Below are 21,961 nucleotides of genomic sequence, written 5' to 3' on the forward strand. Positions count from 1 at the left end.
ATTTTTCTCACAAAAATCATATTATGAACTGTGAAAAATCACATTTCCAGGCTGAAATCGGGGGTCGAGAAAATGAGCAGGATCAGGGCTTAGTAACCGAACTACTCGCATAGCATCTCCATCTTGCTGAACTAAAAGCCTTACACCATCCACAATCGTTTCATGAATAGGTGGAACCGCATTGGTGAGATCTTGGAATACGATTTCCTCAGGAAGAAGTGTCCAATGAAGCATCAGTGCTTCCTCCTTTTCGCTCTTTTATCAGCCGATTAAGCTCACTCATTGCATCGGAAATACCACCAACTCGATCAATGAGCCCCATTCCCACTGCATCTTTTCCCACCACATTCGTTCCGATATCTCTTGCAAGTTCACCAGTCCGAAACATCAAATCACGTAACTTCTCTTCTGTCACCTTGGAATGACTGGAAATAAACCGAATCACCCGATCTTGCATTTTCTCTAAGTACTCAAATGTCTGTGGAACACCAATCACCAAACCTGTTAGCCGGATGGGGTGTATGGTCATTGTTGCTGTTTCAGCTATAAAAGAAACGTCAGCAGAAACTGCGATTGGGGCGCCAATGCTATGTCCACCACCTAATACGATGGAAACTGTAGGTTTACTCATGGTGGCAATCATCTCTGAAATGGCTAATCCTGCTTCTACATCACCACCGACTGTATTTAAGATCAGTACTACTCCTTCAATTTTTGGATTTTGCTCTGCTGCGACAATTTGGGGAATAACATGCTCATATTTGGTTGTTTTGTTTTGTGGCGGCATAACCAAATGCCCTTCTATTTGTCCAATGATGGGCAGGCAGAAAATATTTGACTCCATTTGTGGTACATTGGTCTGCCCTAACTGCTGAATTGCTTGAACTACGTTTTTCTTTTTCGCATCTTCTTGGATTTCTGGTTCATCATTCATTAATAAAATCCACCTTTCTATGTTTTCCTTAGTATGAACCAAACAAAAAGAAACTCATCCTAATTTTCAGGATGAGTTTCTTTTCTTGCTAAGAGATAGGCAATGCTAAAACAAACAATGACAAAACTAGCAACTGCATGATTTAGATCATTTCCGGCTGTTTCTGGCAACGTTCCAGACTTTGTCTTAGGATCAGGAGTTTCTTCTGATGACACTGCGACTTTGTCAGATGAATTACTTTTCTGGTTGGTTTGTGTTTTTGTGTCAACTGCTCCAGAAACAGATTTGTTTTGAACCTCTTGTTTGTCTGTTTGAATATTTCCTGCAGATGCTGTTACTTTGTGCTCTCCAGCAGATGAAGCCGTAGAATTTGAAGTATAGTTATCCGATTTAGATGATGTCATAGCTGTATTCTGATTGGATGCAGGAAGTGTTTTTTGCTCAGATGTGGATTTTGATTCGGTCGGTTCTGATTTATGTTCGTTCGGATGCTTTTCGTGGTTACTCTTTTCCGAATCTTTTGATTTCTCTTCCTTATGTTTTGTAATAGGAGTATCTTTTTTAATTGGCTCATCATTTGGTGATGTCACTTTTACTGTTGGTTCATCAATTGGAGGTTTTTGTGGTGATAAGTCAGATGTTTTTATTTCTGACTGTTTTATAGAAGGTTCAACTTGATCCACATGTGATTGTGCCGAAGGTTCATCTAATGGAGATGAACTCGGAGGCATTTCCTTAATACCAAAAGCAAACGCACTTCCTATTCCTGTTGTTAACCCGATTAGGCTAGCAAATAAAATTATTAAAATAGCATTACCTTTTTTGTAAGTTTGCTTTGGACTAGGTATAGCCTCTTTTTTGGGTTTCAGAGCATCAACTCGAAATCCTTCTAAAGATTTATTGGGATCCATCTACGTCCCTCCTTTCGGAGCTATTCTAATATTATGACAAATAAATTGAAATAGCAACAACTTCAGCGAAATTTAGGAATATATTGCCTTATGAAAAAATATCTTCTTTGACAAAAACCGCAAAAATCATAAAGAAAAATCAGAAGGGAAGAACGTTTCCTTTCTGATTTCTTCGACCTAACTTTTTAATAAGTACTCATTTCCTTCGTTATCTTGAAACTGCACAAAAGTGCCCCATTGCATTTTTTGTGGTTCTCCTGAAAAATTAACACCTTTTTCCATAAGATGCTGATACGTTTGTTCTACATCTTCACACACAAAAACAATGGATGCTTTATGTTCATCCGCGTTAGCCATCATGGATTTCGGATAAATCACAAGGTGAGTCTGTGCATTTTCAGGGGCAACTTCTAGCCAATAACTATTTGGTCCCATCTGCTTTTTCTCTTTTTGAACAAATCCCATCTGTTCGATCCAAAAACGCTCAGCTGTCTCTTGATCATTTACATAAACGGCAACAGTAGCTATGTTTGTTAACATGTTAAAAACCCCTATACTTATTTATAAATATAAGGTTTCCGTTCAAATATACAAATATCCATAAAAAAACTCCATATGATATGGAGTTTAGATCAGGATGCTTTTTTCTCTTCTGTTGGCTCTTTACCATCCGAAATTTTAATATTTTTTAGAAATGGGGCAAATACCAAGCCTGCAATAACAAAGACCAAACCAACAATAAAAACTAAATGAAGAGAATCCACTAAGGTACCTTTTAAAATAGGTACAAATATATTTTGCATCGCTTGAGGAATTTTGTTCATTGTTTCTGAACTGAGTAGCATCGAATATAACCCTTGTGGATTATTTGCCACCAGATCTTTCATATGTGTCACCATTCCATGTGCCTGTGGTGGCAATTTGTCTAACGTTGGAACCAATTGATTCGTTAATAAAGTAGACGATTTATGGTTCATAATTGCACCTAAGATAGTCATCCCAAAAGTACCGCCAATTTGACGGAAAAACTGGCTTGAAGAAGTTACTACACCTAATTCTGACTTAGGAAAAGACTCCTGAAGAGCAAGTGTAAGTAAAGGCATAATGAGTCCCATACCTAATCCTAAAATAACCATATCCGTCATCGCTTGCAGTTTTGATGTTTCCATTGTCATCGTAGACAATAAATAAAAACCAAAAGACATCACAGCCATCCCGATGATCATTTGAATGCGTATGCCAATCTTCTTTACCAATTGTCCTGCTAAAATACTAGCAAGAATCATTGAAAACATCATCGGTGTCATAACTGTTCCTGATGCTGAAGCACTAATTCCAATAATACCTTGCATAAACAAAGGAACAAACATTATCGCACCGAACATTCCTAATGACATCAAAAATCCAATTCCATTTAATAATGTAAAGGTTCTATTTTTAAATAAATACATAGGTAGAATTGGCTCTTCTGCACGATTTTCGACCATCACAAACGCGACTAATCCCACTACAGCCAAAACGAACAAAGAAATAATTTGCCAGGAGCCCCAAGCATACTCATTTCCACCAAAGGTGAGTGCTAGGAGAAGACTGACAACACCCACAATCATCGTAAACATACCAAGAATATCAAATTTAACTGGTCCCTCAGCTTTATGACTTTTTAATCCCATTGCAATAAAGATAAAAGCTAAGAGGCCTACAGGGAGATTGATATAAAACACCCAACTCCAGTTTAATGAATCGACGATCCAGCCCCCAACTTGAGGACCGACTACAGAAGCCAGCGCAAAAATGCCACCAAAAACTCCTTGCCATTTGGCACGCTGGGCCCCAGTAAAAATATCCCCAATAATGATCATGGCCATTGGCATCATAACCCCGCCGCCTAAACCTTGCAATGCACGATAAAATATCAATTGGTCCATCGTTGAAGCTATTCCACAAAGAGCTGAACCTAACATAAAGATAAAAATACCCGATAAATAAACAACCTTGCGACCTAATAAGTCTGCTAATTTCCCTGCAATTGGTACAATTGCTGTGGAGGTTAACATGTAGGCAGTAGTGAGCCATGTCATCAATTCTAGTCCGCCGAGTTCCCCAACAATTTTCGGCATTGCTGTACCAACAATCGTATTATCCAATGCCGCAAATAACATAGCTACTATTAACCCTGTAATCAATAATCCGTTACCTGATTTTTTTTCTTTGATATCTGTAACAGGTAAACTTGCTGAATTCTGACTCAAACTAGCTCACTCCTTAGAGTCTATACGAGAAAGCTTTCTGAATATGGATACAAGAGAATCTAATTCCTCTCGATCAAGATGTGACAAGTATTTCATTAATACTTGTTTTCTTTTCTCTAGTGTCTCATCTAATGTTTCATTTCCTTCTTCTGATATCTGAATAAAAACTACCCTCCGATCTTGCTCATCCCGATCCCGCAATACATATCCCTGCTTTAAAAGCCTATCTATCATTGCTGTAATGGCACTTGGCTTAACCGTCATTTCTTCCGCTAAGCTAGAAACAGTACTACGGCCTTTTTTGCGAAGCAATTGAAGAATATAGAACTGTGGTCCTGTTAATTTAGGCTCACAATCCGTAGTTTGTTTGCTAATTCGTCTCATGGTAAGTAAGAAAATTTGTTGCAATTTCTCTACATATTGTTCAAGCTCTTTGCTCTCCATCTTGTTCCCTCCTTTTTATCCCTATCATATAAACTATTGAGATCTTTAATATTTAATATAGTTAACTATACGCTACTGCAACGCTATGGTCAACCACTACAAGAGTATAATTTCAATTATAAATAATAAAAAAAATATTCCAACTTTATTTCGCGGTTGATCTAGAGTAAATAATAATATGGATATAAAAGATAGTTGCTTTGAACATGGAAAAATTGCCATGTGCAAAATAATTTACAAATACAATTTTAAAGTTTATATTGGTAATATGAAATTAAAACGCTTTCAATTGGCGTGTTACTGGTAATGCAGGCATAAGCCAAAAAAGATCTTCGGAAACTAAGGTCTTTTTTGGCTTTTTATATGTAAATCACATATAAAGTAAGGTGTTGTTGATGAACCAAGATCTCACATATATTATAAATCATGTATTTAACAATAACGTTGTCTTAGTAATAGACCTATCATCTAACAAAGAAACGATCTTGCTAGGAAAAGGACTGGGCTTTCAGCAAAAAAAAGGCGCTCTCCTCCCTCACAACGATGTCCGCATTGAGAAAAAATTTTACTTAGAAGATGAACAATACTTAGCTCAATATCGAGACTTACTCACACAAGTAGATAAAGATGTATTTGGTATATCAGAAGAAATCATCGGACTTATCTCTAAAGAGTTTACAGACAATATAAACGAGTATGTACACCTAGCATTGCCAGACCATATTCAGTTCGCCTTGTATCGTATTCGCAACGGATTAAAAATAATTAACCCTTTTCTATTTGAGATAAAAACCTTGTACAGCAAAGAATTTTCATTAGCCGTTCAAGCAGCGGAGTTACTTTCCAGCACATTTGATATAGAAATACCCGAAAGTGAAATCGGATTTTTAGCTCTACATATTCATTCCGCATTAAATTTTGTGCCTGTCCATCGAACCGTAACCTTTGCAAGCTTATTAGCAGATTTTGTGGAGATGATAGAAAAGGAACAAAAACATTCAATTGACCGAAGTAGTACAGAGTATCTTCAGTTCGTAACAAATTTTCGCTTTGCTATTGAGCGAAAAAAAGATTCTATAAACAAAAACTCATTTCTGCTTGGAAGTATTGAGTCTACCTTACCGGTTGCTTATTCCTATTCCAAAAGGCTGCTTTGTTTAATCGAAACTCGTTTGGAGATAATTCCAAATAGGGAAGAAATCACTTTACTTTCCATAGATATTGATCGCTTGATCAAAAGAGGAGAAGATTGTTGACGTTCTCAAAATGGTTCTCATCGAAAAAATTAACTATTGCCGCTCCCATAACAGGCAATCTAGTTACATTAGACCAAGTTCCTGATCCTGTTTTTTCTCAAAAAATGACAGGTGATGGTGTTGCGATCGAACCAAGTGAGGGAAAAGTAATAGCACCTTTTGACGGAAGAGTGATCCATTTATTTGAAACAAATCATGCTATTGTCTTAGAAAATACAAATCAAGTTCAAGTGCTCATTCACATTGGTTTGGATACGGTAAACTTAGAAGGTGAAGGTTTTACTTCATATAAACAAATTGGAGATGAAGTGAAAAAGGGTGAAAACTAATTGATTTTGATATGCTTAAAATAAAAGCTGCTGGGTATCCAACCATTTCCCCTGTCGTCATCACAAATAGCGAAATCGTTGCGGAACAAAAAATATTGATTCAAGGTTCTGTTTTTGCTGGTAAAGATGATATTTTATCCATTCACCTAAAGTAGGAGGAATGCTATGAGTAAAACAGCTCTTTTAGGGAAGGTAATCACCAAACATCACTGCATAGACGAAGGTATAGTCGTAGCAGAAAACACCAAAATTGTCTTTGTTGGAAATCAAGCAGATTACGATCTTCAAAAAGATTCTGATATACATGTTTTGAACTATCCTAATGGATGGATTATCCCAGGATTGATCGATATACATGTCCATGGTAATGCTAACTTTGATGTTATGGATGGCAAAGTAGAATCTTTGTATGGAATTGCGAAGAGTTTAAGCAGCTATGGTGTAACTAGTTTTCTGGCAACGACCATGACAATGCCTATAGATCAAATTATTCAAGCTATTCATGCTGTAATGCAATATCAACAAAATCCAAGCCCCTATGCCAGACTCATTGGTGTTCACCTTGAAGGTCCATTTATAAGTCCAAAACGAAAAGGTGCCCAAAAAGAAGAAGATATCTTACATCCAACTCATGAAAAGCTGGAACAAATCCAAACTTTACTTCAAGACAAGCTTAAAGTAGTTACTATTGCACCTGAAATACCACATGCCTTAGAAACTATTAAAATCCTAAGCAAAAACGGTATCATCTGTTCGATTGGACATTCAGACGCAACAGAAAAACAAGTAAAAAAAGCTTTGGATTCTGGAGCTACCCATTTCACACACCTATTTAATGCAATGAGAGAATTACATCATCGAGAACCTGGTGTTGTAGGAAGTGCTCTTATCCATCATGACTCATCGTGTGACATTATTGCTGATATGATCCATGTTCACCCGAGCGTTGTGCGTCTTGTCTTCGAGCTAAAAACGAGGGAAAAGCTTTTATTGATCAGTGATGGTATGCGCGCTGTGGGTATGGGAGATGGGATTTTTCATTTGGGTGGTCAAAAAGTAAATGTTCATCACTGTATTGCGCGATTAGATGACGGATCCTTAGCTGGCAGCACTCTAACTTTAAACAAAGCTGTACAAAATATGGCAAATATAGTCGGTACATCACTTGTGGATGCAGTGTATATGGCTTCCACTTCACCTGCAAAAAAATTAGGAATTGATCACCATAAAGGTAGTTTAGAAATAGGAAAAGATGCCGATATAGTAGTATTATCTGATGATTTTAACGTGAATCTCACTATGATTGAGGGACAGATCGTGCATCAGGAGGATCATCAATGATACAGCTCGCTATTTTCGAAGATTACCAGTCATTGAGCAGACAAGCTGCAAAACATATCGTTGATCTCATCAGAAAAAAACCGAATGCTGTTCTTGGGCTAGCTACTGGTAGTACACCACTAGGATTATACCAAGAGCTTGTAAACATGTATAAAGAATCAAAAGTCGACTTTTCAAACGTTGTTACTTTTAATCTTGACGAATATGTTGGTTTACCACATGATCATCCCCAAAGCTATTATTACTTTATGAGACAACATTTGTTTTCCAAAGTTAACATATCGACTGCAAACATCCATTTCCCGCGAGGTTTGTTTGAGGATGCTGGAAAGGCTTGTCGAGAGTACGAACAACAACTTCAAGACATTGGCCGTATTGACCTGCAAATTCTCGGAATCGGTTCAAATGGGCATATTGGATTCAATGAACCTGCCGACAGAATGACATTAGAAACACATATTACGGAATTAACTAGGAAAACAATCACCGACAATGCTCGATTTTTTCATGATTCAGGAGAGGTTCCTCGAAAAGCTATCACCATGGGAATCGGCAATATTATGAGAGCAAGAACCATTTTACTTCTAGCAAACAACGATACAAAAACTGCAGCACTCAATGCAATGTTTTCTGGAGTTATTGACCCGAATATTCCTGCTTCTATTCTTCAACTACATGAAAATGTGCTCGTTTTTGTAAATAGAGAAGTGGCTAAAAATTTAAAATACCGTTCTACTGCACTGGTTAATTAGTAATAGAAACGAGAGGGATAAAAAATGTTAAAAGGAATTCCAGTCTCACCAGGTGTCGCGATAAGCAAAGCTTTATTTTTGCAAAATAGTACTGTTAACACAGAAAAGAAAAGTATTACGAAAGAACAAATCGCTTTGGAACAAAAAAAATTAGAAACAGCATTAGAAAAAACGGAAGAACAGCTTACTGAACTTCACCAACAATTACTTGAATCAGTTGGAGAAGAACAAGCTTCTATTATGTCAGCGCATTTGGTATTACTCAAAGACCCAGCATTTATAGATGAAATAAATAACCATATTGAAAATGATTTGATTGATGTATCATCCGCTGTCCAGATGGCTGCAGATCAATTTGTTCAACTTTTTGAATCCTTAGATGACGAATACATGAGAGAACGAGCAACAGACATCAAAGATATCGCAAATAGACTCATTTCCAACATATTAGGTAAGAACGATAAACAAACGATCGATACGAAAGAAGCTTTTATACTAGTTTCAGATGACCTCACTCCTTCTGAGACGGTAACACTTCCCAGAGAACAAGTGGAAGCAATTATCGTAGCCAAAGGCGGAAAAACATCTCATGCTGCTATTCTGGCTCGCTCTCTTGGTATTCCAGCTATTATGGGTGTAGGCGATCAACTGGCCAACGAAGTAAAAACTGGTGATAACCTTATTATTGATGGGTCAACTGGAAAAATTTATATCAATCCAGAATCATCATTGATTCATAAATACCAAGAAAAACAACAGGAAGAAAAAGCAGAAAAAGAAGAGCTTGCGAAGCTGAAAGATAAAAAAGCAACAACTCGTGATGGAAATGAAATCGAGCTTGTGGCAAATATAAAAGGACCACAAGATGCAGAAGAAGTCCTACAACAAGGAGGGGAGGGAATTGGTCTATTTCGTAGCGAATTTCTCTTTATGGATCGCACTTCACTTCCTTCTGAAGAAGAACAATATGAAGCATATTCCCAAGTGGTGAAAAAATTAGGGAATAGACCAGTTATTATTCGTACTTTAGATATTGGTGGAGATAAACATCTCCCTTATTTAGACTTACCAGAAGAGATGAATCCTTTTCTCGGATGGCGAGCAATCCGTATTTCCTTGAGCAGACCAGAACTTTTCCAAGTTCAGCTTCGAGCACTGCTTCGGGCGAGTGCCCATGGGAAAGTGAGAATCATGTTTCCTATGATTTCACACTTAGAACAAATTCAAGAAGTAAAACGAATCTTAGAAGAAACCAAAAAGCAATTGACAGCAGAAAATATCGCTTTTGATCCTGAAATTGAAATTGGAGTAATGATAGAAATACCAAGTGCTTGTCTGATTGCAGATGAACTGGCGAAAGAAGTCGATTTCTTTAGCATTGGTACCAATGACCTTGTTCAGTATACGCTAGCCGTAGATCGGATGAATGAGAAAATTACAGATCTTTATGATCATTTTCATCCTGCTGTTTTACGTCTGATTAAAATGGTGATTGATGCCTCCCATCGCCATAACATTTGGACTGGAATGTGCGGGGAAATGGCTGGAGATTTACAAGCGACTGAGATATTGCTCGGTTTGGGTCTTGATGAATTCAGCGTTTCCCCCACCCTACTACCTAGAGTTAAGCATCAACTGTTACAACTTTCTACGGAAAAAGCAAAACAAGTAGCAGAAAAGACTCTAAGTTTAGGTACTTCAAAAGAAGTATTAGAATATATAACAGCCTCCCATTGATGTCAGTTAAAGTAGTATCCATACTTATGATGGGTACTACTTTCTGAAAATATATAGATGCGTGAACAAGGAGGTATCTTTTGGTGCTAGCATTTTTGCAAAAGACTGGTAAATCTCTTATGCTACCTGTAGCAAGTTTACTGGAGGAAAATGACAAAGAAATTGAAAACGCTTCCAACACAGAGGATAAGGCTGCTAAGGTTCTAGCTATGGTAGGTGGAAAAGAAAACATCGTAGATGTAGATGCTTGTATCACTCGACTACGCTTAGTTGTCAAAGATGATAAATTGACTGATGACGATGGACTGAGAAGCTTAGGAGCAGCAGAAATCATGAAATTGGGCAAAGGGGCAGTGCAAATCGTATTTGGTACCCAATCCGAACAAATACAAGATAAAATAAAGAAATTATTATAGTATTGTGAGCGTGAAAACTCACGGTTTAAATCGTGAGATGAAAGCGAGCGTTGACGAGAGGAAGGAATTTTCTTTCACCAGTTCACCCTCTGAAAAAAGCAACTTTACAAACAAGTATTCGCATGGTAATATATGTCTAGTCGCAACAGACGAAAACCAAGTTGTTCACGGCAGATAAGAAATCAACATAGGTAAACCGTGGGGCACACAATGTTAGCTTGGTAATGAAATAGTCATGAGCTATCGTCCCAAGAATCCCACGGATTCATTCGTGTGATGAGTCAAAATAAAGATTTTACATTAGCCCTTAATCGGGCTTTTTTACTATACTTCAAAGAGATGCCAATTACACAGGAGAAAAATACCTAGGCATTCTACTTGCTTAGGTATTTTTACACTTTTAACATCCTGCAACTTAAAACGAAGGATGTGAGGTTGGTAATCTGTTGATCCTTCTTTCCAAGCTAACCCTGTGAGCATCAGGGGTAGGCTTTTCAAGCTTACATTAGAGAATTTGCAGTTTCATCCTACATTTATCGTTAGTTATTTAAATCACAAATTTATAATTCCTTTGTTGCTAAATAATAAGCACCCTTTGTAGCCGGTACTACATCAAGCATCCATGTGATGGGAACTTGAATTTTACTGGATAAATATTGTTTATAACTATCCATTACTTGTGGAATATGTTCAAAAATACTTCCACTCAGAGCGATTATAATTTGATCGTCACAACCTAATTTTTTATAACAATTCCATGTCATACTTCCTAGTTTTTGACCCGCATCATACAATATTCTGCAAGCAATAGCATCTCCTGTATCAGCTAAGCGTGTTACTACTTTACTTAGCTTTGCAACCTCAGCTTTTGGTCTGCTATAAGCAAATAACTTAATATCTTGTGGATCTGTATAGCCCATCTCTTCTAATAATGTGCTACTTAGTTGACATAATGGGAGAGACTCATCTGTTTCCAAAATCATCTGACGAAAAGCTTCCATCACAATCCAATAGCCGCTACCTTCATCTCCTAGTAAATGGCCCCATCCCCCAGTGAAAACACTTTTATCCCCTCTAATTCCTACTGCAATCGCACCTGTACCAGATATCGCTAAAATTCCATCCTTACCTTGTAACATGGCGGCGTGCGCAATAATCGAATCGTTTACTACACTAATTTTTGTCTGAAATTCATTTGTTATGATTTGAATGAGCTCATCTTTATTCTCAATTCCTTCACTGCCTGCAATCCCCAGATAGATATATTTGCAATTCTCTTTTCTAAGGTTTTCTTGAGCTTGATAGATAGCTGCGAGAATATGTTTGGTTGCCTCTTTAAAATCAACCATTACATTACTGAAACCGCTCCTTCCCTCTCCCAACACATTCCCTTCTAAATCATAAGCGACTGCTACAGTTTTGGTACCGCCTCCATCAACACCGATCACATATTGCAACTAGAACACCCTTCCTCTTCTTGAAAGCAAAAGTTCTTGCCTGTTTTTTTATACTTGTAAGATTCGTATTAGTCAAGAATTTTTCTTACTATACTTTCTTACCATGGTTCATCTCATCTCGCAATGCAATTTCTCTTGCTTATCTATTTTCGTCTTCTTTCATTTGGTATTCCAATATACATCATTAAAATTACACAAAAAGAACTAAATTTAGCATACCGAATTACAACCTGAAACTCAAAAAGAAATTTTTACCCCTTGATTTATCCTTTATTCATGGAAATGAAAACATCAGCTATGATATACTTTTATTTGTAATAAAAGAAAACACGTGAAGACTCTTATTTCAATCCCATGTGAAAGGTTTGGTTTCATGTTTGGAAAAGTAGCTGCAGATGTATTAGGTTTAAGCAATGTAGGAACAGTAATAAAACCTGCTGATTATGATAAGGTAGACTCAGATGATTATGTCATGCACGAAGATGGGGAAAAAATATTTTTCCTTATCAAATCCAAATCAGATGAGTACTGCTTTACAAATAAAGCACTTATTCATTTAGATGGCACAAGTGCAGTGAGCAAAAAACGTACATTATATCGATATGATTATTATCAAAATCATATTTCCAATGTTTCTCTTGAAACCGCTGGGACTGTTGACTTAGATGTGGAGCTTAAGTTTAAGTTAGGATCTGAATTATACAGCATTGACGTACAAAAAAAACAGTTGGAAGATGTCAAAGACTTATATAAAGCATTAATAAAAATAGCCGAAATTACCAAAGATAACGCTAGCTATCTACAATTTTCCGAGCAAAGCCTGAACATAGCTTCTACTACTCTCAGCCGCATTACAAGTGCAGAAAGCAATGTTGTTAACCAATTTAAAGAATTAAACGAATTTGCTTTTACATGGTTGAAAGAGAAAAAGCAAACCTATGTTGTTAAAGATTTCGGATTTGTATTTGAAAAATATATCAACAACTAAAATAGAAGACCAATCCAAATGTGGATTGGTCTTCTAACTTTCTTTTGCTTTATATCCCTTCAGCAAATCAAGTAGCTAATTATCCTATTTACATCGAATTTCTCAAATCCAACGATTGATGGTTTTCTCATATTCTACTTGTTCTGCTTCTGGGAACCAAAGTGCTAGTTCTCGTTCAGCGCTTTCAAGAGAGTCAGAGCCATGAATGATGTTCATGCCAACACTTATACCAAAATCACCACGAATCGTACCAGGCTGCGCATCAGAAGGATTTGTTTTCCCCATCATTAGACGTGCTGTAGCAATTACATTATCTCCAGCTAATACAAAGGCGAATACTGGGCTAGAAGTAATAAAATCAACCAACTCTCCAAAGAAAGGACGTTCTTTGTGCTCAGCATAATGTTTTTCGGCTAATTCATTAGAAACGCTCATTAGTTTCGCACCTAGAAGTTGAAAACCTTTTTTTTCAAAACGAGAAACAATTTCTCCTACGAGTCCACGTTGTACTCCATCAGGCTTAATCATAATAAAAGTTTTTTCCATGAAAAATCCTCCAATAGTATGTATGATAACGTTCCACATTGTATCAAGCATAGATCAGAAACGCAATATTTCCGCTTAATAATTTCTACCAACAATAAATTCTGCTAGCATTTTTAACAGATTTTGTTCATGAACAGATGGTAATTTTTCTAGCTCTCGCAAGGCTTTGTTTAAATATTGTTTTGATAAATCTAGTGTGAATTCATTTCCACCAGCTTTTATTACAAGATCAAGTACATCAACATTGAACGGTTCTCGTCCCTTCGTAGCTAGGAAATCTTCTATTACTTTCCGTTCTTCTGAAGGTAAATTTTTTAATGCATATATCACTGGTAATGTTACATTACCTTGTTTTAAATCACTTCCAGCTGGCTTACCTAATGTCTTTTCATCTCCAGTAAAATCAAGTACATCGTCGGTTAATTGGAAGGCCATGCCAACATAATACCCGTATCGCTTCAAATGCCGTGCAATTCGGGGAGTAGCATGACTTACCAAGGCACCTAAATAACAACTGATGGACATTAAAAGCGCTGTTTTTCGTTTAATGCGAGATAAATACTGTTTGAGAATAAGATTAGGATTATATAAATCCTGAATTTGATCAATTTCTCCTCGACACATGAGAGATATTGACTTCGATAACTCTTGATGAAATTGCGGAATAGTTATATTCGAAATAATCGAAAGTGCACGAGAAATAATATAATCCCCTGTATACATTGCCACACGATTATCCCAACGCGCTTTTACAGTTTCCTGACCTCTGCGCAAGGAAGCATTGTCGATCACATCATCATGCACCAATGTTGCCATATGTATTAATTCCAGAGCAACTGCTACATCAATCACTTGTTGTTTGTTTGATGTTACTCCAAATCTCCCTGATAACAGTACAAAAACCGGGCGCATTCTTTTACCACCAGCCCGGAGTAGATGAGTAGATGATTCACGTAGTTCCAGCAGATTTGTGTCCATCGATTGGGTTAGCAAATCTTCTACTACTTCTAGATCTTTTTTTATATGTCTATAAATGCTTGCTAGTCGCAAATTCCTCACCCTGTTAGCTTAGATGTGTACAGGTAGATCCAAAACTTCAATTTTCACTTCATCTTTTATCAATCCAGTAAGCTTTGCATAGTGAAAGTAAGTAGCTAAACCACGTTGTTCTTCTGGACCAAAATTATAATTAAGCCCAGCATAATATTTTTTCCAATCAGCTACTTCTCCTCCTAATTGTCTCCTCGCTTCTTGAATAACTGGAATCGGTTCCTGTTGTCCAAGCTTTTTTGCTTGTAAAAATCGTTGATAGATGAGTGAAAGCATCTCCTGTCTTTCCTCTGCCACACGACGGTTTACCGCCCAGACTGCAAAAGTCATTGGTAGACCTGTTTCTTTATACCATTGTAATCCTAGATCAAACACATAATATTTTGTATTGGACCAATTTGCGCGGAGAGCATCGTCACCTATTAACAAGGCAGCATCCGCAACCTCCATCATCTTGTCTAAGTTTGGTTCTTGGGTTGTATAACTGGGTGAACCATTTGCAAAGTGCTCTAATAAAATTTTAAGTAAATGAATCGAAGTTGCTGATGTATTGGTTAATGCTATTTTTCCATCTTTCACCGCTGAAAACTCATCTTTTTTGCTAAACAAAAAAATAGAGCCAACTGGACCTTTTGCACTAACTGATATATCTGGCATGATAACATACTTCGGATAATCATGAGCGTAAGCAAAGGAAGAAATCGGACCCATATCAATCCTGCCATCTGCCATGGATTGATTTAACTTAGATGGAACTTGAGGAATGAGTTCCACCGATAAATCAGAAAAATGGAAGTAGTGGTATAGCGGTAAAATGTTTGTAAATGCAATTTTCCCAATGCGTATTAACTTCATTTCCACATCCACCTTTATCGAAATAACACATCTATCATCATAAAACAAAATACGATAATGCTCAAAACCCCATTCATAGTGAAAAATGCAGTATTCAAACGGGAAAGGTCATCATGTGAGACGATAGAGTGTTCATAGATAAGAATGAGCAATGCGACAATGACTCCTAAACCAAAGTAAACTCCAAGATCCGTCATCCAAAGAAGCCCAAATAATCCAAGAGCAGTTCCGATATGCATGAAGGATGAAATCTGCAAACCTCTTTTAACTCCAAATCGAACAGGAATGGAATGAAGCCCTTCTTTTTTATCAAATTCTACATCTTGACAAGCATAAATAACATCAAATCCACCTATCCACAATGCGACTGTTAAAAAGAGCAGTATTCCTTTGATATCAATCTGTCCCGTAGTCGCAATCCAACCACCTAATGGTCCCAAACCTGTTGCTATACCAAGCACCAAATGGCATGCCCATGTAAAACGCTTTGTATAAGAATAGAAAACCAAAAAAAACACCGCAATTGGCAATAATTCTACAGCTAACATGTTTAACTGAAAAGCTGCAATAAACAATACAAGAAAGGAAACAATCACAAAACCCCAAGCAAAGGTGACGGAAATGAGCCCCTTTGGAATATGCCTATTTGCGGTTCTGGGATTTTTTGCATCAACTTGGCGATCAATAATTCGATTTAATGCCATTGCTGCACTTCTAGCACCAATCATTGCGATTGTAATCCAAAAGATTTGCATCCATGAAGGAAAATATCCATTTACCTCTAGGCTTCCTAGAACAGCTCCTAAATAGGCAAATGGAAGCGCAAAGATAGAATGCTCGAATTTGATCATGTCTAGGACCAATTTTAGTTTTTTTACCATGATGATTACCTTCTTCTATTTGTAGCCTATGTGTAGAGCGGTAATGCCCCCTGATAAAGGATACACCTCTACATCAGAAAATCCAACCTCTTCCTTCATCATTTTTTCTAATTCTTTATAATCAGGAAAAGTTAAAAGTGATGTAGGCAGCCATTTGTATTGCTCATAACGATTGACAAATAGTTTACCCAATAGAGGTAGAATACGACCAAAATAAAAGAAATAAAGAGCACGAAATGGTTTCCAAGTCGGCTTCGATAATTCCAAGGAGACTACTTTTCCTCCCGGCTTGACCACTCGCTTCATTTCTTGTAAAACTTTTACTACATCGGGAACATTTCGCAAAGCAAATCCAATTGTAGCAAAGTCAAAAGTATTGTCTGGATATGGCAATTCCAATGCATTACCTTCTATAAGATTAACATTGTCTTGCATTCCTTCTTTTTCTAACTTAGACAATCCCATTGCCAGCATTTTAGAACTAAAATCCAGCCCAATTATACTTCCTGTTTTAGAGGCTTTGGCCAGTGCAATCGTCCAATCACATGTTCCACAGCATACATCGATAGCAGAATCTCCCCCGCCAACATTCATTTTTTTCATCGCAAATTTTCTCCATGCACGATGACGACGAAAACTTAGGATGCTATTCATTCGATCGTAATTTTCTGCGATATCTTCAAAAACTTGATGAACATATTTTTCTTTTTCAGTACCTTGGAGAGGAACTACCTTTGTATCCTTCAATGAATTGCCTCCTTATCCAACAACATCTGATATAGGACAGATTGGACACTTTCTGGCTCAATAGACTCCATACATTTTAAGAAGGCAGCTCGTCCCATCTTGGGAGTCCGATGATGATCCAAATGAAGATAGTAAGAAAGGAGTGAGCACCATTCTACCTGCTTGTGAACATGAAAAAAATCGGCAAGTGCCGTGAGCAGTTGATGTCCTGTCCAGTCTTCCTGTTTAAATGGATCAAAGGTACCATCGATATGATGTTGCATATTTGCCTCACAAATTTGACTAGCAGTTCTAGATAGTACTTGCATTCCTTCTATTTCATTGTGATGTGCAAGTGTCTTATAAAATAAACTACTATAATAGTCACCAGCTAATATGGATAACTGCTTCTTCTGAAAGACATCTACATCCTTTTCATCTTCCAAGGACACTTGTTCATGCACAACGATCCCCATACGCAATAATGCTGTAGAAACGCAATATGAGATGATACGTTGTGGCTTTTCTTGGATAGATGTTAACATAAGTTGAAGAATTTTTATAAATAATTTCGGAATTTTAGGCCTCCCACATTTCTCCAATAAATAAGAATGGCCTGTTAGTTGATTGAGATGAAGAATTATCTCCTCTTGTGTTTTATGTATGGACGTCATTAAAGCGTCCTCCTATATTTGCTATATCCCCGATAGTATACCATAATTCAATAACAAAAAGCATTTGTCACAAATTTGTAAATCCAGCAATGAGTTGATTACATAAGAATAGCCAGAGTATATCACTCTAGCTATTAAATCAACTTATTCATCTGTATCTACAACGCCAAATGAGGTAATAATTTCAGCTTTTCCACGAATTTTCACAGCAGATGTATGTTCTGTAAACTGCGCGATCATCACTTCACCTTTGTCCAACTTTTCCGAGTGATGAAAACGGGTGTCTTTTCCTCGTGTAAGACCTATGACGTTGACACCATTTTCTTTTGCTTTTATAACAAAATAGTCTACATGATTTCCCATTTTTCAAACCCTCCCAGCACTGGGTAAAAAAAATCCTCCCAATGAGGGAAGGGATTTTTTTGGTCGGGCTAGCCAGATTCGAACTGACGACCTCTTGCGCCCCATGCAAGCGCGCTACCAAGCTGCGCCATAGCCCGTTATACATGATTTCTTAATTCTAAGAGAACAGATATCATTTTATAACGAGCATATCCTTGTGTCAAGTGCAAAAAGAAAACCTGTTTGAAAATTGGAATTGATATAAATCTATCCTCTTCGTCAGTAAAAGCTAACGAATCATTGCTAGTACTTCCGCTCGCTTTTCAGCAGAATCTGCAAACACACCTCTAACTGCTGTTGTTATTGTTTTTGCACCTGGTTTTTTTACTCCCCTCATCGTCATACACATATGTTCTGCTTCAATCATGATCATCACGCCATGTGGTTCTAATTTAGACATGATTGCATCAGCCACAGTTGCTGTAATCCGCTCTTGCAACTGAGGTCGTTTGGATAAAATCTCTACTGCTCGAGCTAATTTACTCAACCCAGTTACGCGACCACTTTTTGGAATATAAGCAACATGAGCATGTCCAAAAAAAGGAATCAAATGATGTTCGCATATAGAATAAAAAGGTATATCTTTTACTAAAACCAACTCTTCATGTTCTTCACTAAAAACAACAGAAAAAAGTTCTTCCGGATTTTCCGTAAGACCTGCAAACACTTCTTCATACATACTTGCAACACGAGTAGGTGTTTCTAGCAAACCTTCTCTATTTGGGTCTTCGCCTATTGCTTCTAGTATTAGTTTGATCGCTTGTTCCAGTTTTGGTTTATCCATCTATAAATTCCCTTCTTAATATACACAAAAAGACCCAAGAAAAAGGGTCCCCTTGTGTTTATATGTAGTCCCATCCGATGGATAGAAAAAAGAAGTATATTATTTGTTTACTTCTTCTTTCAATTGTTTGCCTGGTTTGAAAGCAGGAACTTTCATTGCAGGGATGTCAATTTCTTCACCGGTTTGCGGATTACGTCCTTTACGAGCAGCACGCTCACGGACTTCAAAGTTTCCAAACCCGATCAGTTGAACTTTTTCTCCAGCACCTAGTGCCTCAGAGATTACAGATAGTACTGCTTCTACTGATTGTGTAGCTTCTTTTTTAGTTGTTTCTGTAGCTTCTGCTACTTTGTTGATTAGATCGGTTTTGTTCATAACCGCACCTCCTGTACAAATCACCTATTGTCACAGTAAAGGGACAATACGTGGGACACATCTATACTAATACAAGCAATGACCGTAGTTCAAGTACTATAAATGATTTTTCCTAAAAAATAAGGTCGATAGTTTCAAACTATCGACCTTTTTCTTATAATATGATGGCAATCAGTCCGCCTGACCCTTCATTTATAATCCTTTCTAGTGTCTCTTGCAGCTTAAATCGGGCATTTTCCGGCATCATGGATAATTTTGCTTGAATCCCTTCTCTTACAATGGAATTAAGAGAACGCCCAAAGATATCGGATTCCCAAATGCGAAGCGGATCTTGCTCAAAATCTCTCATCAAATAGTTAACTAACTCTTCTGATTGTCGTTCTGTTCCTATAATTGGAGCAAACTCCGAATTTACATTTACTCGAATCATATGAATGGAAGGTGCTGTTGCTTTTAAACGAACCCCAAAACGGGAACCCTGCTTGATTAACTCCGGCTCATCTAAGCTCATCTCTTCCAAAGTAGGCGCTGCAACACCATAACCTGTTGTTTTGACCATCTGCAAAGCTTCAGAAACTTTATCATACTCACGCTTAGCGATGGAAAAATCTTGCATCAATTGTAGCAGGTGATCACGTCCTCTTATCTCTTCTCCTACTACTTCTGTTAATACCCGATCATACAATTCATCTGGTGCATACAAATCAATTTCTGCTACTCCTTGACCCATGTGCATACCAGAGAGTGCTGCCTTATCAATAAATTCATATTCATAAAATTTACCAACTACCCGATCTACATCACGGAGTCTTCGTATATCTTTAACTGTCTCTCGAACAGACACCTCAAATTCTTGTCGTAACCAATGCTTATCTTCCAATACCATTACCCAACTAGGAAGATTCACATTGACCTCATGTACTGGGAATTCAAATAATACTTCACGCAGAACTCCTAAAATCTCTTCCTCATTCATTGTAGCAACACTTACAGCTACTACTGGAATATCGTACTTTTCCACAAGAGATAAACGTAGTTGTTCCGTCTCTTCACTTTGAGGGTGAGTAGAATTGAGGATCATGATAAATGGTTTTCCAACTTCTTTTAATTCTTCTACTACACGTTCTTCCATTTCTTCATAAGCACTTCTTGGTATATCCGTAATGCTACCATCTGTTGTAACTACAATACCAAGTGTAGAATGTTCTTGGATAACTTTTCTGGTTCCCACTTCAGCAGCTTCTTGAAACGCAATTGGCTCTTCAAACCATGGAGTATTAATCATTCTAGGTCCATTTTCATCTTCATAACCTTTTGCGCCTTCGATTGCATATCCAACACAGTCGACTAAACGAACGTTGACATCTAATCCTTCATCCACTAATACGTTTATCGCTTGATTTGGTACAAATTTTGGTTCGATGGTTGTAATTGTTTTGCCTGCCCCACTGTGTGGCAGCTCGTCAATTGCTCTTGTTCTCTCAGAGGAATCTGCGATATTAGGAATAACAACTTGCTCCATAAAGCGTTTTATAAAAGTTGACTTCCCGGTTCTAACTGCACCTACTACCCCCAAGTAGATGTCTCCACCTGTGCGTTCTGCAATATCTTTTAAGATATCTACTTTTTCCATCCATTACCCTCCTCAAAGGTTCATGCTTTGCTGGGTTTATTGCCGGTTTGAAGGCTATCCCTCCCCTCCGGTTTACGCTATACGCTACTAATATATGAGCTCATTCTCTTAATATGATTAACCTCTAAAGAAAACTTGTCGTATGTCTTGTTGGTAGGCACAGACAAAGACTTAGTTGCTGTTAAGCAGATGAGATTATCCTTCTTTTTCAAATCTTTATCTGCTTAAGAAAATTGGTCGAACATTCCCGCAAGTAACAAAGGTAATGAATGGATAAAGTTCAACTGCACTTTCTAATTCGTATTTCTAAAAAAAAGAGAGCTACATTTCATTGTTGTAGCTCTTTACCTTTTCTTTTTTTGCAGTATGAAATGCAACAACTTTTATGCTTGCAAATAGATAACCTGACATAAATACACCTGGAATAAGGATGAGGTGAAACAAAACTGTATTCATCCCAAGACCCTACCTCTCTATTGGTTACCTTTCATCATATGAATCTTCTAAGAAATTATGAAGAAAAAAGTATTTCTCCCTGCTTTCCAACTTTTAATACTGGTGAGAAAGCTGGGACAAACAGCGAGTTTTTTGCCATGAATAAGCGAAGATCTTCCTGTGTGGAAGGCTTTTGCTTTGCAGTTTGGATTAATCGAGTGACATCACCGCGATAATCTAAAAAAATACGGCCATTTTTATCCATTAAGATAGGCAAATTAGCTTCTGAAAAATAGGGAGATGGGATTTTGATGTCTGACATATGTAATTTTTCTAAATCAACATCGAAAAATCCATTTGATTCTTTTGACCTGATTGGAAAACTTTTGTTTTTCGATTTGTAGTTGTTAACTGCCAGTTGTACTTTTTCTACTTCATCATTCACACGGAGGTCAAATAAGCGAACAAGTGGTTGTTTCCCTTCTGCGCCTACATAGACATATAGAAAATCCCCACCTTTTTCATATGCAGTCATTGGGATTTCCGGTAATAATTGAAAATCTACCAGATAATGCGAAGTGAACTTTCTGTCATCAGTTGAATATTTGTATGGCAATGTTTTATGTTGCTGTAGATACTGTTCTGATTGAGCTTGTACCCTTGCTACATGATTTCCTATATCAGCAAGTTGTTGCCTCTCTTCTTGTGGATACATGCATGCTGTAAGGAGTAAAAAACCAATCATAATGGTACCCAAACGAAAGACATGCTGTTTCATTTTTA

At 37.3% G+C, this 21,961-nt stretch carries 27 protein-coding genes and 1 tRNA gene; 8 read left to right on the top strand and 20 right to left on the bottom strand.

The features are described from left to right. Positions 1–21 precede the first annotated feature (21 nt). The 6 genes from MK805_RS16120 to MK805_RS16145 form a co-directional block, all read right to left on the bottom strand. Positions 22–234, bottom strand: a complete 213-nt coding sequence (locus MK805_RS16120; RefSeq protein WP_240876944.1) for a YlzJ-like family protein — start codon at positions 232–234, stop codon at positions 22–24. Beyond that, positions 209–934 (bottom strand): ClpP family protease, encoded by a 726-nt coding sequence (locus MK805_RS16125; RefSeq protein ID WP_240876945.1) that lies wholly within the window; start codon positions 932–934, stop codon positions 209–211. The genes MK805_RS16120 and MK805_RS16125 overlap by 26 nt, the downstream gene beginning before the upstream one ends. A 59-nt stretch (positions 935–993) precedes the next feature. Continuing rightward, entirely contained in the window at positions 994–1,845 is an 852-nt protein-coding gene (locus MK805_RS16130) for a hypothetical protein (protein ID WP_240876946.1), read from the bottom strand. Positions 1,846–2,022: 177 nt separating this feature from the next. Beyond that, positions 2,023–2,385 carry a VOC family protein gene (locus MK805_RS16135; RefSeq protein WP_240876947.1) on the bottom strand — a complete coding sequence of 121 codons (363 nt, stop codon included), beginning with the start codon at positions 2,383–2,385 and terminating at the stop codon, positions 2,023–2,025. Positions 2,386–2,477: 92 nt separating this feature from the next. Then, positions 2,478–4,061 (bottom strand): MDR family MFS transporter, encoded by a 1,584-nt coding sequence (locus tag MK805_RS16140; RefSeq protein WP_240876976.1) that lies wholly within the window; start codon positions 4,059–4,061, stop codon positions 2,478–2,480. Positions 4,062–4,103: 42 nt separating this feature from the next. Next, positions 4,104–4,541, bottom strand: coding sequence for a MarR family winged helix-turn-helix transcriptional regulator (locus MK805_RS16145; protein WP_240876948.1), 438 nt, complete (start codon positions 4,539–4,541; stop codon positions 4,104–4,106). A 395-nt stretch (positions 4,542–4,936) separates the two neighbouring features. Here MK805_RS16145 and MK805_RS16150 point away from each other — a divergent pair, with 395 nt between their 5' ends. From MK805_RS16150 to MK805_RS16180, 7 genes are all read left to right on the top strand, one after another. Next, positions 4,937–5,797, top strand: a complete 861-nt coding sequence (locus MK805_RS16150; protein ID WP_240876949.1) for a PRD domain-containing protein — start codon at positions 4,937–4,939, stop codon at positions 5,795–5,797. After that, positions 5,794–6,126, top strand: coding sequence for a PTS sugar transporter subunit IIA (locus MK805_RS16155; RefSeq protein ID WP_240876950.1), 333 nt, complete (start codon positions 5,794–5,796; stop codon positions 6,124–6,126). Before MK805_RS16150 ends, MK805_RS16155 begins: the two co-directional genes overlap by 4 nt. Positions 6,127–6,137: 11 nt before the next feature. Next, positions 6,138–6,281, top strand: a complete 144-nt coding sequence (locus MK805_RS16160) for a hypothetical protein (protein ID WP_240876951.1) — start codon at positions 6,138–6,140, stop codon at positions 6,279–6,281. Positions 6,282–6,291: 10 nt separating this feature from the next. After that, a complete protein-coding gene (gene nagA / locus MK805_RS16165; protein WP_240876952.1) occupies positions 6,292–7,467 on the top strand; it encodes an N-acetylglucosamine-6-phosphate deacetylase in 1,176 nt (391 codons plus the stop codon). Then, a complete protein-coding gene (nagB, locus tag MK805_RS16170; protein WP_255724713.1) occupies positions 7,464–8,219 on the top strand; it encodes a glucosamine-6-phosphate deaminase in 756 nt (251 codons plus the stop codon). Before nagA ends, nagB begins: the two co-directional genes overlap by 4 nt. A 24-nt stretch (positions 8,220–8,243) precedes the next feature. Further along, on the top strand, positions 8,244–9,956 hold the full coding sequence (gene ptsP / locus MK805_RS16175; RefSeq protein WP_240876953.1) for a phosphoenolpyruvate--protein phosphotransferase: 1,713 nt from the start codon (positions 8,244–8,246) through the stop codon (positions 9,954–9,956). A gap of 83 nt (positions 9,957–10,039) precedes the next feature. Beyond that, the gene (locus MK805_RS16180; protein ID WP_338057528.1) at positions 10,040–10,372 is read left to right on the top strand and encodes a PTS sugar transporter subunit IIB; all 333 of its coding nucleotides are present in this window, start codon (positions 10,040–10,042) and stop codon (positions 10,370–10,372) included. 560 nt (positions 10,373–10,932) lie between these two features. Here the strand turns inward: MK805_RS16180 and MK805_RS16185 are convergent. After that, positions 10,933–11,820 (bottom strand): N-acetylglucosamine kinase, encoded by an 888-nt coding sequence (locus tag MK805_RS16185; protein ID WP_240876954.1) that lies wholly within the window; start codon positions 11,818–11,820, stop codon positions 10,933–10,935. A gap of 382 nt (positions 11,821–12,202) precedes the next feature. Here MK805_RS16185 and MK805_RS16190 point away from each other — a divergent pair, with 382 nt between their 5' ends. Continuing rightward, complete coding sequence (locus MK805_RS16190) at positions 12,203–12,817, top strand: PH domain-containing protein (RefSeq protein WP_240876978.1); 615 nt, start codon at positions 12,203–12,205, stop codon at positions 12,815–12,817. Between the two features lie 102 nt (positions 12,818–12,919). Here the strand turns inward: MK805_RS16190 and ndk are convergent, their stop codons facing one another. From ndk to MK805_RS16250, 13 genes are all read right to left on the bottom strand, one after another. Then, positions 12,920–13,363: a nucleoside-diphosphate kinase gene (gene ndk / locus MK805_RS16195; protein WP_240876955.1), complete on the bottom strand. Its 444-nt coding sequence runs from the start codon at positions 13,361–13,363 to the stop codon at positions 12,920–12,922. A 75-nt stretch (positions 13,364–13,438) separates the two neighbouring features. Further along, complete coding sequence (locus tag MK805_RS16200; protein ID WP_240876956.1) at positions 13,439–14,413, bottom strand: polyprenyl synthetase family protein; 975 nt, start codon at positions 14,411–14,413, stop codon at positions 13,439–13,441. 18 nt (positions 14,414–14,431) lie between these two features. Continuing rightward, positions 14,432–15,268: a menaquinone biosynthesis protein gene (locus MK805_RS16205; RefSeq protein ID WP_240876957.1), complete on the bottom strand. Its 837-nt coding sequence runs from the start codon at positions 15,266–15,268 to the stop codon at positions 14,432–14,434. 14 nt (positions 15,269–15,282) lie between these two features. Continuing rightward, entirely contained in the window at positions 15,283–16,149 is an 867-nt protein-coding gene (locus MK805_RS16210) for a UbiA-like polyprenyltransferase (protein WP_255724715.1), read from the bottom strand. Positions 16,150–16,164: 15 nt separating this feature from the next. Further along, a complete protein-coding gene (locus MK805_RS16215; protein WP_240876958.1) occupies positions 16,165–16,896 on the bottom strand; it encodes a demethylmenaquinone methyltransferase in 732 nt (243 codons plus the stop codon). Continuing rightward, the gene (locus tag MK805_RS16220) at positions 16,893–17,549 is read right to left on the bottom strand and encodes a heptaprenyl diphosphate synthase component 1 (RefSeq protein ID WP_240876959.1); all 657 of its coding nucleotides are present in this window, start codon (positions 17,547–17,549) and stop codon (positions 16,893–16,895) included. Before MK805_RS16220 ends, MK805_RS16215 begins: the two co-directional genes overlap by 4 nt. Positions 17,550–17,693: 144 nt before the next feature. Then, complete coding sequence (gene mtrB, locus MK805_RS16225; protein WP_240876960.1) at positions 17,694–17,912, bottom strand: trp RNA-binding attenuation protein MtrB; 219 nt, start codon at positions 17,910–17,912, stop codon at positions 17,694–17,696. Between the two features lie 60 nt (positions 17,913–17,972). Further along, positions 17,973–18,049, bottom strand: a tRNA-Pro gene (locus MK805_RS16230). 131 nt (positions 18,050–18,180) lie between these two features. After that, positions 18,181–18,735: a GTP cyclohydrolase I FolE gene (folE, locus tag MK805_RS16235; RefSeq protein ID WP_240876961.1), complete on the bottom strand. Its 555-nt coding sequence runs from the start codon at positions 18,733–18,735 to the stop codon at positions 18,181–18,183. A gap of 99 nt (positions 18,736–18,834) precedes the next feature. Continuing rightward, on the bottom strand, positions 18,835–19,110 hold the full coding sequence (locus tag MK805_RS16240; protein ID WP_240876962.1) for an HU family DNA-binding protein: 276 nt from the start codon (positions 19,108–19,110) through the stop codon (positions 18,835–18,837). 154 nt (positions 19,111–19,264) lie between these two features. After that, on the bottom strand, positions 19,265–20,743 hold the full coding sequence (spoIVA, locus tag MK805_RS16245) for a stage IV sporulation protein A (RefSeq protein ID WP_240876963.1): 1,479 nt from the start codon (positions 20,741–20,743) through the stop codon (positions 19,265–19,267). A 321-nt stretch (positions 20,744–21,064) separates the two neighbouring features. Beyond that, complete coding sequence (locus tag MK805_RS17915) at positions 21,065–21,199, bottom strand: hypothetical protein (protein WP_255724716.1); 135 nt, start codon at positions 21,197–21,199, stop codon at positions 21,065–21,067. Between the two features lie 55 nt (positions 21,200–21,254). Then, positions 21,255–21,956, bottom strand: coding sequence for a hypothetical protein (locus tag MK805_RS16250; RefSeq protein WP_240876964.1), 702 nt, complete (start codon positions 21,954–21,956; stop codon positions 21,255–21,257). Between the last annotated feature and the right edge of the window lie 5 nt (positions 21,957–21,961).

Source organism: Shimazuella soli (assembly GCF_022511585.1).
Classification (GTDB): domain Bacteria; phylum Bacillota; class Bacilli; order Thermoactinomycetales; family Thermoactinomycetaceae; genus Shimazuella; species Shimazuella soli.

Excerpts from the sequence above, each read along its gene's own strand:
- ptsP (WP_240876953.1), top strand. The coding sequence starts at position 8,244 with ATGTTAAAAGGAATTCCAGTCTCACCAGGTGTCGCGATAAGCAAAGCT.
- MK805_RS16190 (WP_240876978.1), top strand. The coding sequence starts at position 12,203 with ATGTTTGGAAAAGTAGCTGCAGATGTATTAGGTTTAAGCAATGTAGGA.
- MK805_RS16135 (WP_240876947.1), bottom strand. The coding sequence starts at position 2,385 with ATGTTAACAAACATAGCTACTGTTGCCGTTTATGTAAATGATCAAGAG.
- folE (WP_240876961.1), bottom strand. The coding sequence starts at position 18,735 with ATGGATAAACCAAAACTGGAACAAGCGATCAAACTAATACTAGAAGCA.
- MK805_RS16220 (WP_240876959.1), bottom strand. The coding sequence starts at position 17,549 with ATGACGTCCATACATAAAACACAAGAGGAGATAATTCTTCATCTCAAT.
- ndk (WP_240876955.1), bottom strand. The coding sequence starts at position 13,363 with ATGGAAAAAACTTTTATTATGATTAAGCCTGATGGAGTACAACGTGGA.
- nagB (WP_255724713.1), top strand. The coding sequence starts at position 7,464 with ATGATACAGCTCGCTATTTTCGAAGATTACCAGTCATTGAGCAGACAA.
- MK805_RS16120 (WP_240876944.1), bottom strand. The coding sequence starts at position 234 with ATGCTTCATTGGACACTTCTTCCTGAGGAAATCGTATTCCAAGATCTC.
- MK805_RS16210 (WP_255724715.1), bottom strand. The coding sequence starts at position 16,149 with ATGGTAAAAAAACTAAAATTGGTCCTAGACATGATCAAATTCGAGCAT.
- MK805_RS16145 (WP_240876948.1), bottom strand. The coding sequence starts at position 4,541 with ATGGAGAGCAAAGAGCTTGAACAATATGTAGAGAAATTGCAACAAATT.
- spoIVA (WP_240876963.1), bottom strand. The coding sequence starts at position 20,743 with ATGGAAAAAGTAGATATCTTAAAAGATATTGCAGAACGCACAGGTGGA.
- MK805_RS16250 (WP_240876964.1), bottom strand. The coding sequence starts at position 21,956 with ATGAAACAGCATGTCTTTCGTTTGGGTACCATTATGATTGGTTTTTTA.
- mtrB (WP_240876960.1), bottom strand. The coding sequence starts at position 17,912 with ATGGGAAATCATGTAGACTATTTTGTTATAAAAGCAAAAGAAAATGGT.
- MK805_RS16240 (WP_240876962.1), bottom strand. The coding sequence starts at position 19,110 with ATGAACAAAACCGATCTAATCAACAAAGTAGCAGAAGCTACAGAAACA.
- MK805_RS16130 (WP_240876946.1), bottom strand. The coding sequence starts at position 1,845 with ATGGATCCCAATAAATCTTTAGAAGGATTTCGAGTTGATGCTCTGAAA.
- MK805_RS16150 (WP_240876949.1), top strand. The coding sequence starts at position 4,937 with ATGAACCAAGATCTCACATATATTATAAATCATGTATTTAACAATAAC.
- MK805_RS16160 (WP_240876951.1), top strand. The coding sequence starts at position 6,138 with ATGCTTAAAATAAAAGCTGCTGGGTATCCAACCATTTCCCCTGTCGTC.
- MK805_RS16125 (WP_240876945.1), bottom strand. The coding sequence starts at position 934 with ATGAATGATGAACCAGAAATCCAAGAAGATGCGAAAAAGAAAAACGTA.
- MK805_RS16205 (WP_240876957.1), bottom strand. The coding sequence starts at position 15,268 with ATGAAGTTAATACGCATTGGGAAAATTGCATTTACAAACATTTTACCG.
- nagA (WP_240876952.1), top strand. The coding sequence starts at position 6,292 with ATGAGTAAAACAGCTCTTTTAGGGAAGGTAATCACCAAACATCACTGC.
- MK805_RS17915 (WP_255724716.1), bottom strand. The coding sequence starts at position 21,199 with ATGAATACAGTTTTGTTTCACCTCATCCTTATTCCAGGTGTATTTATG.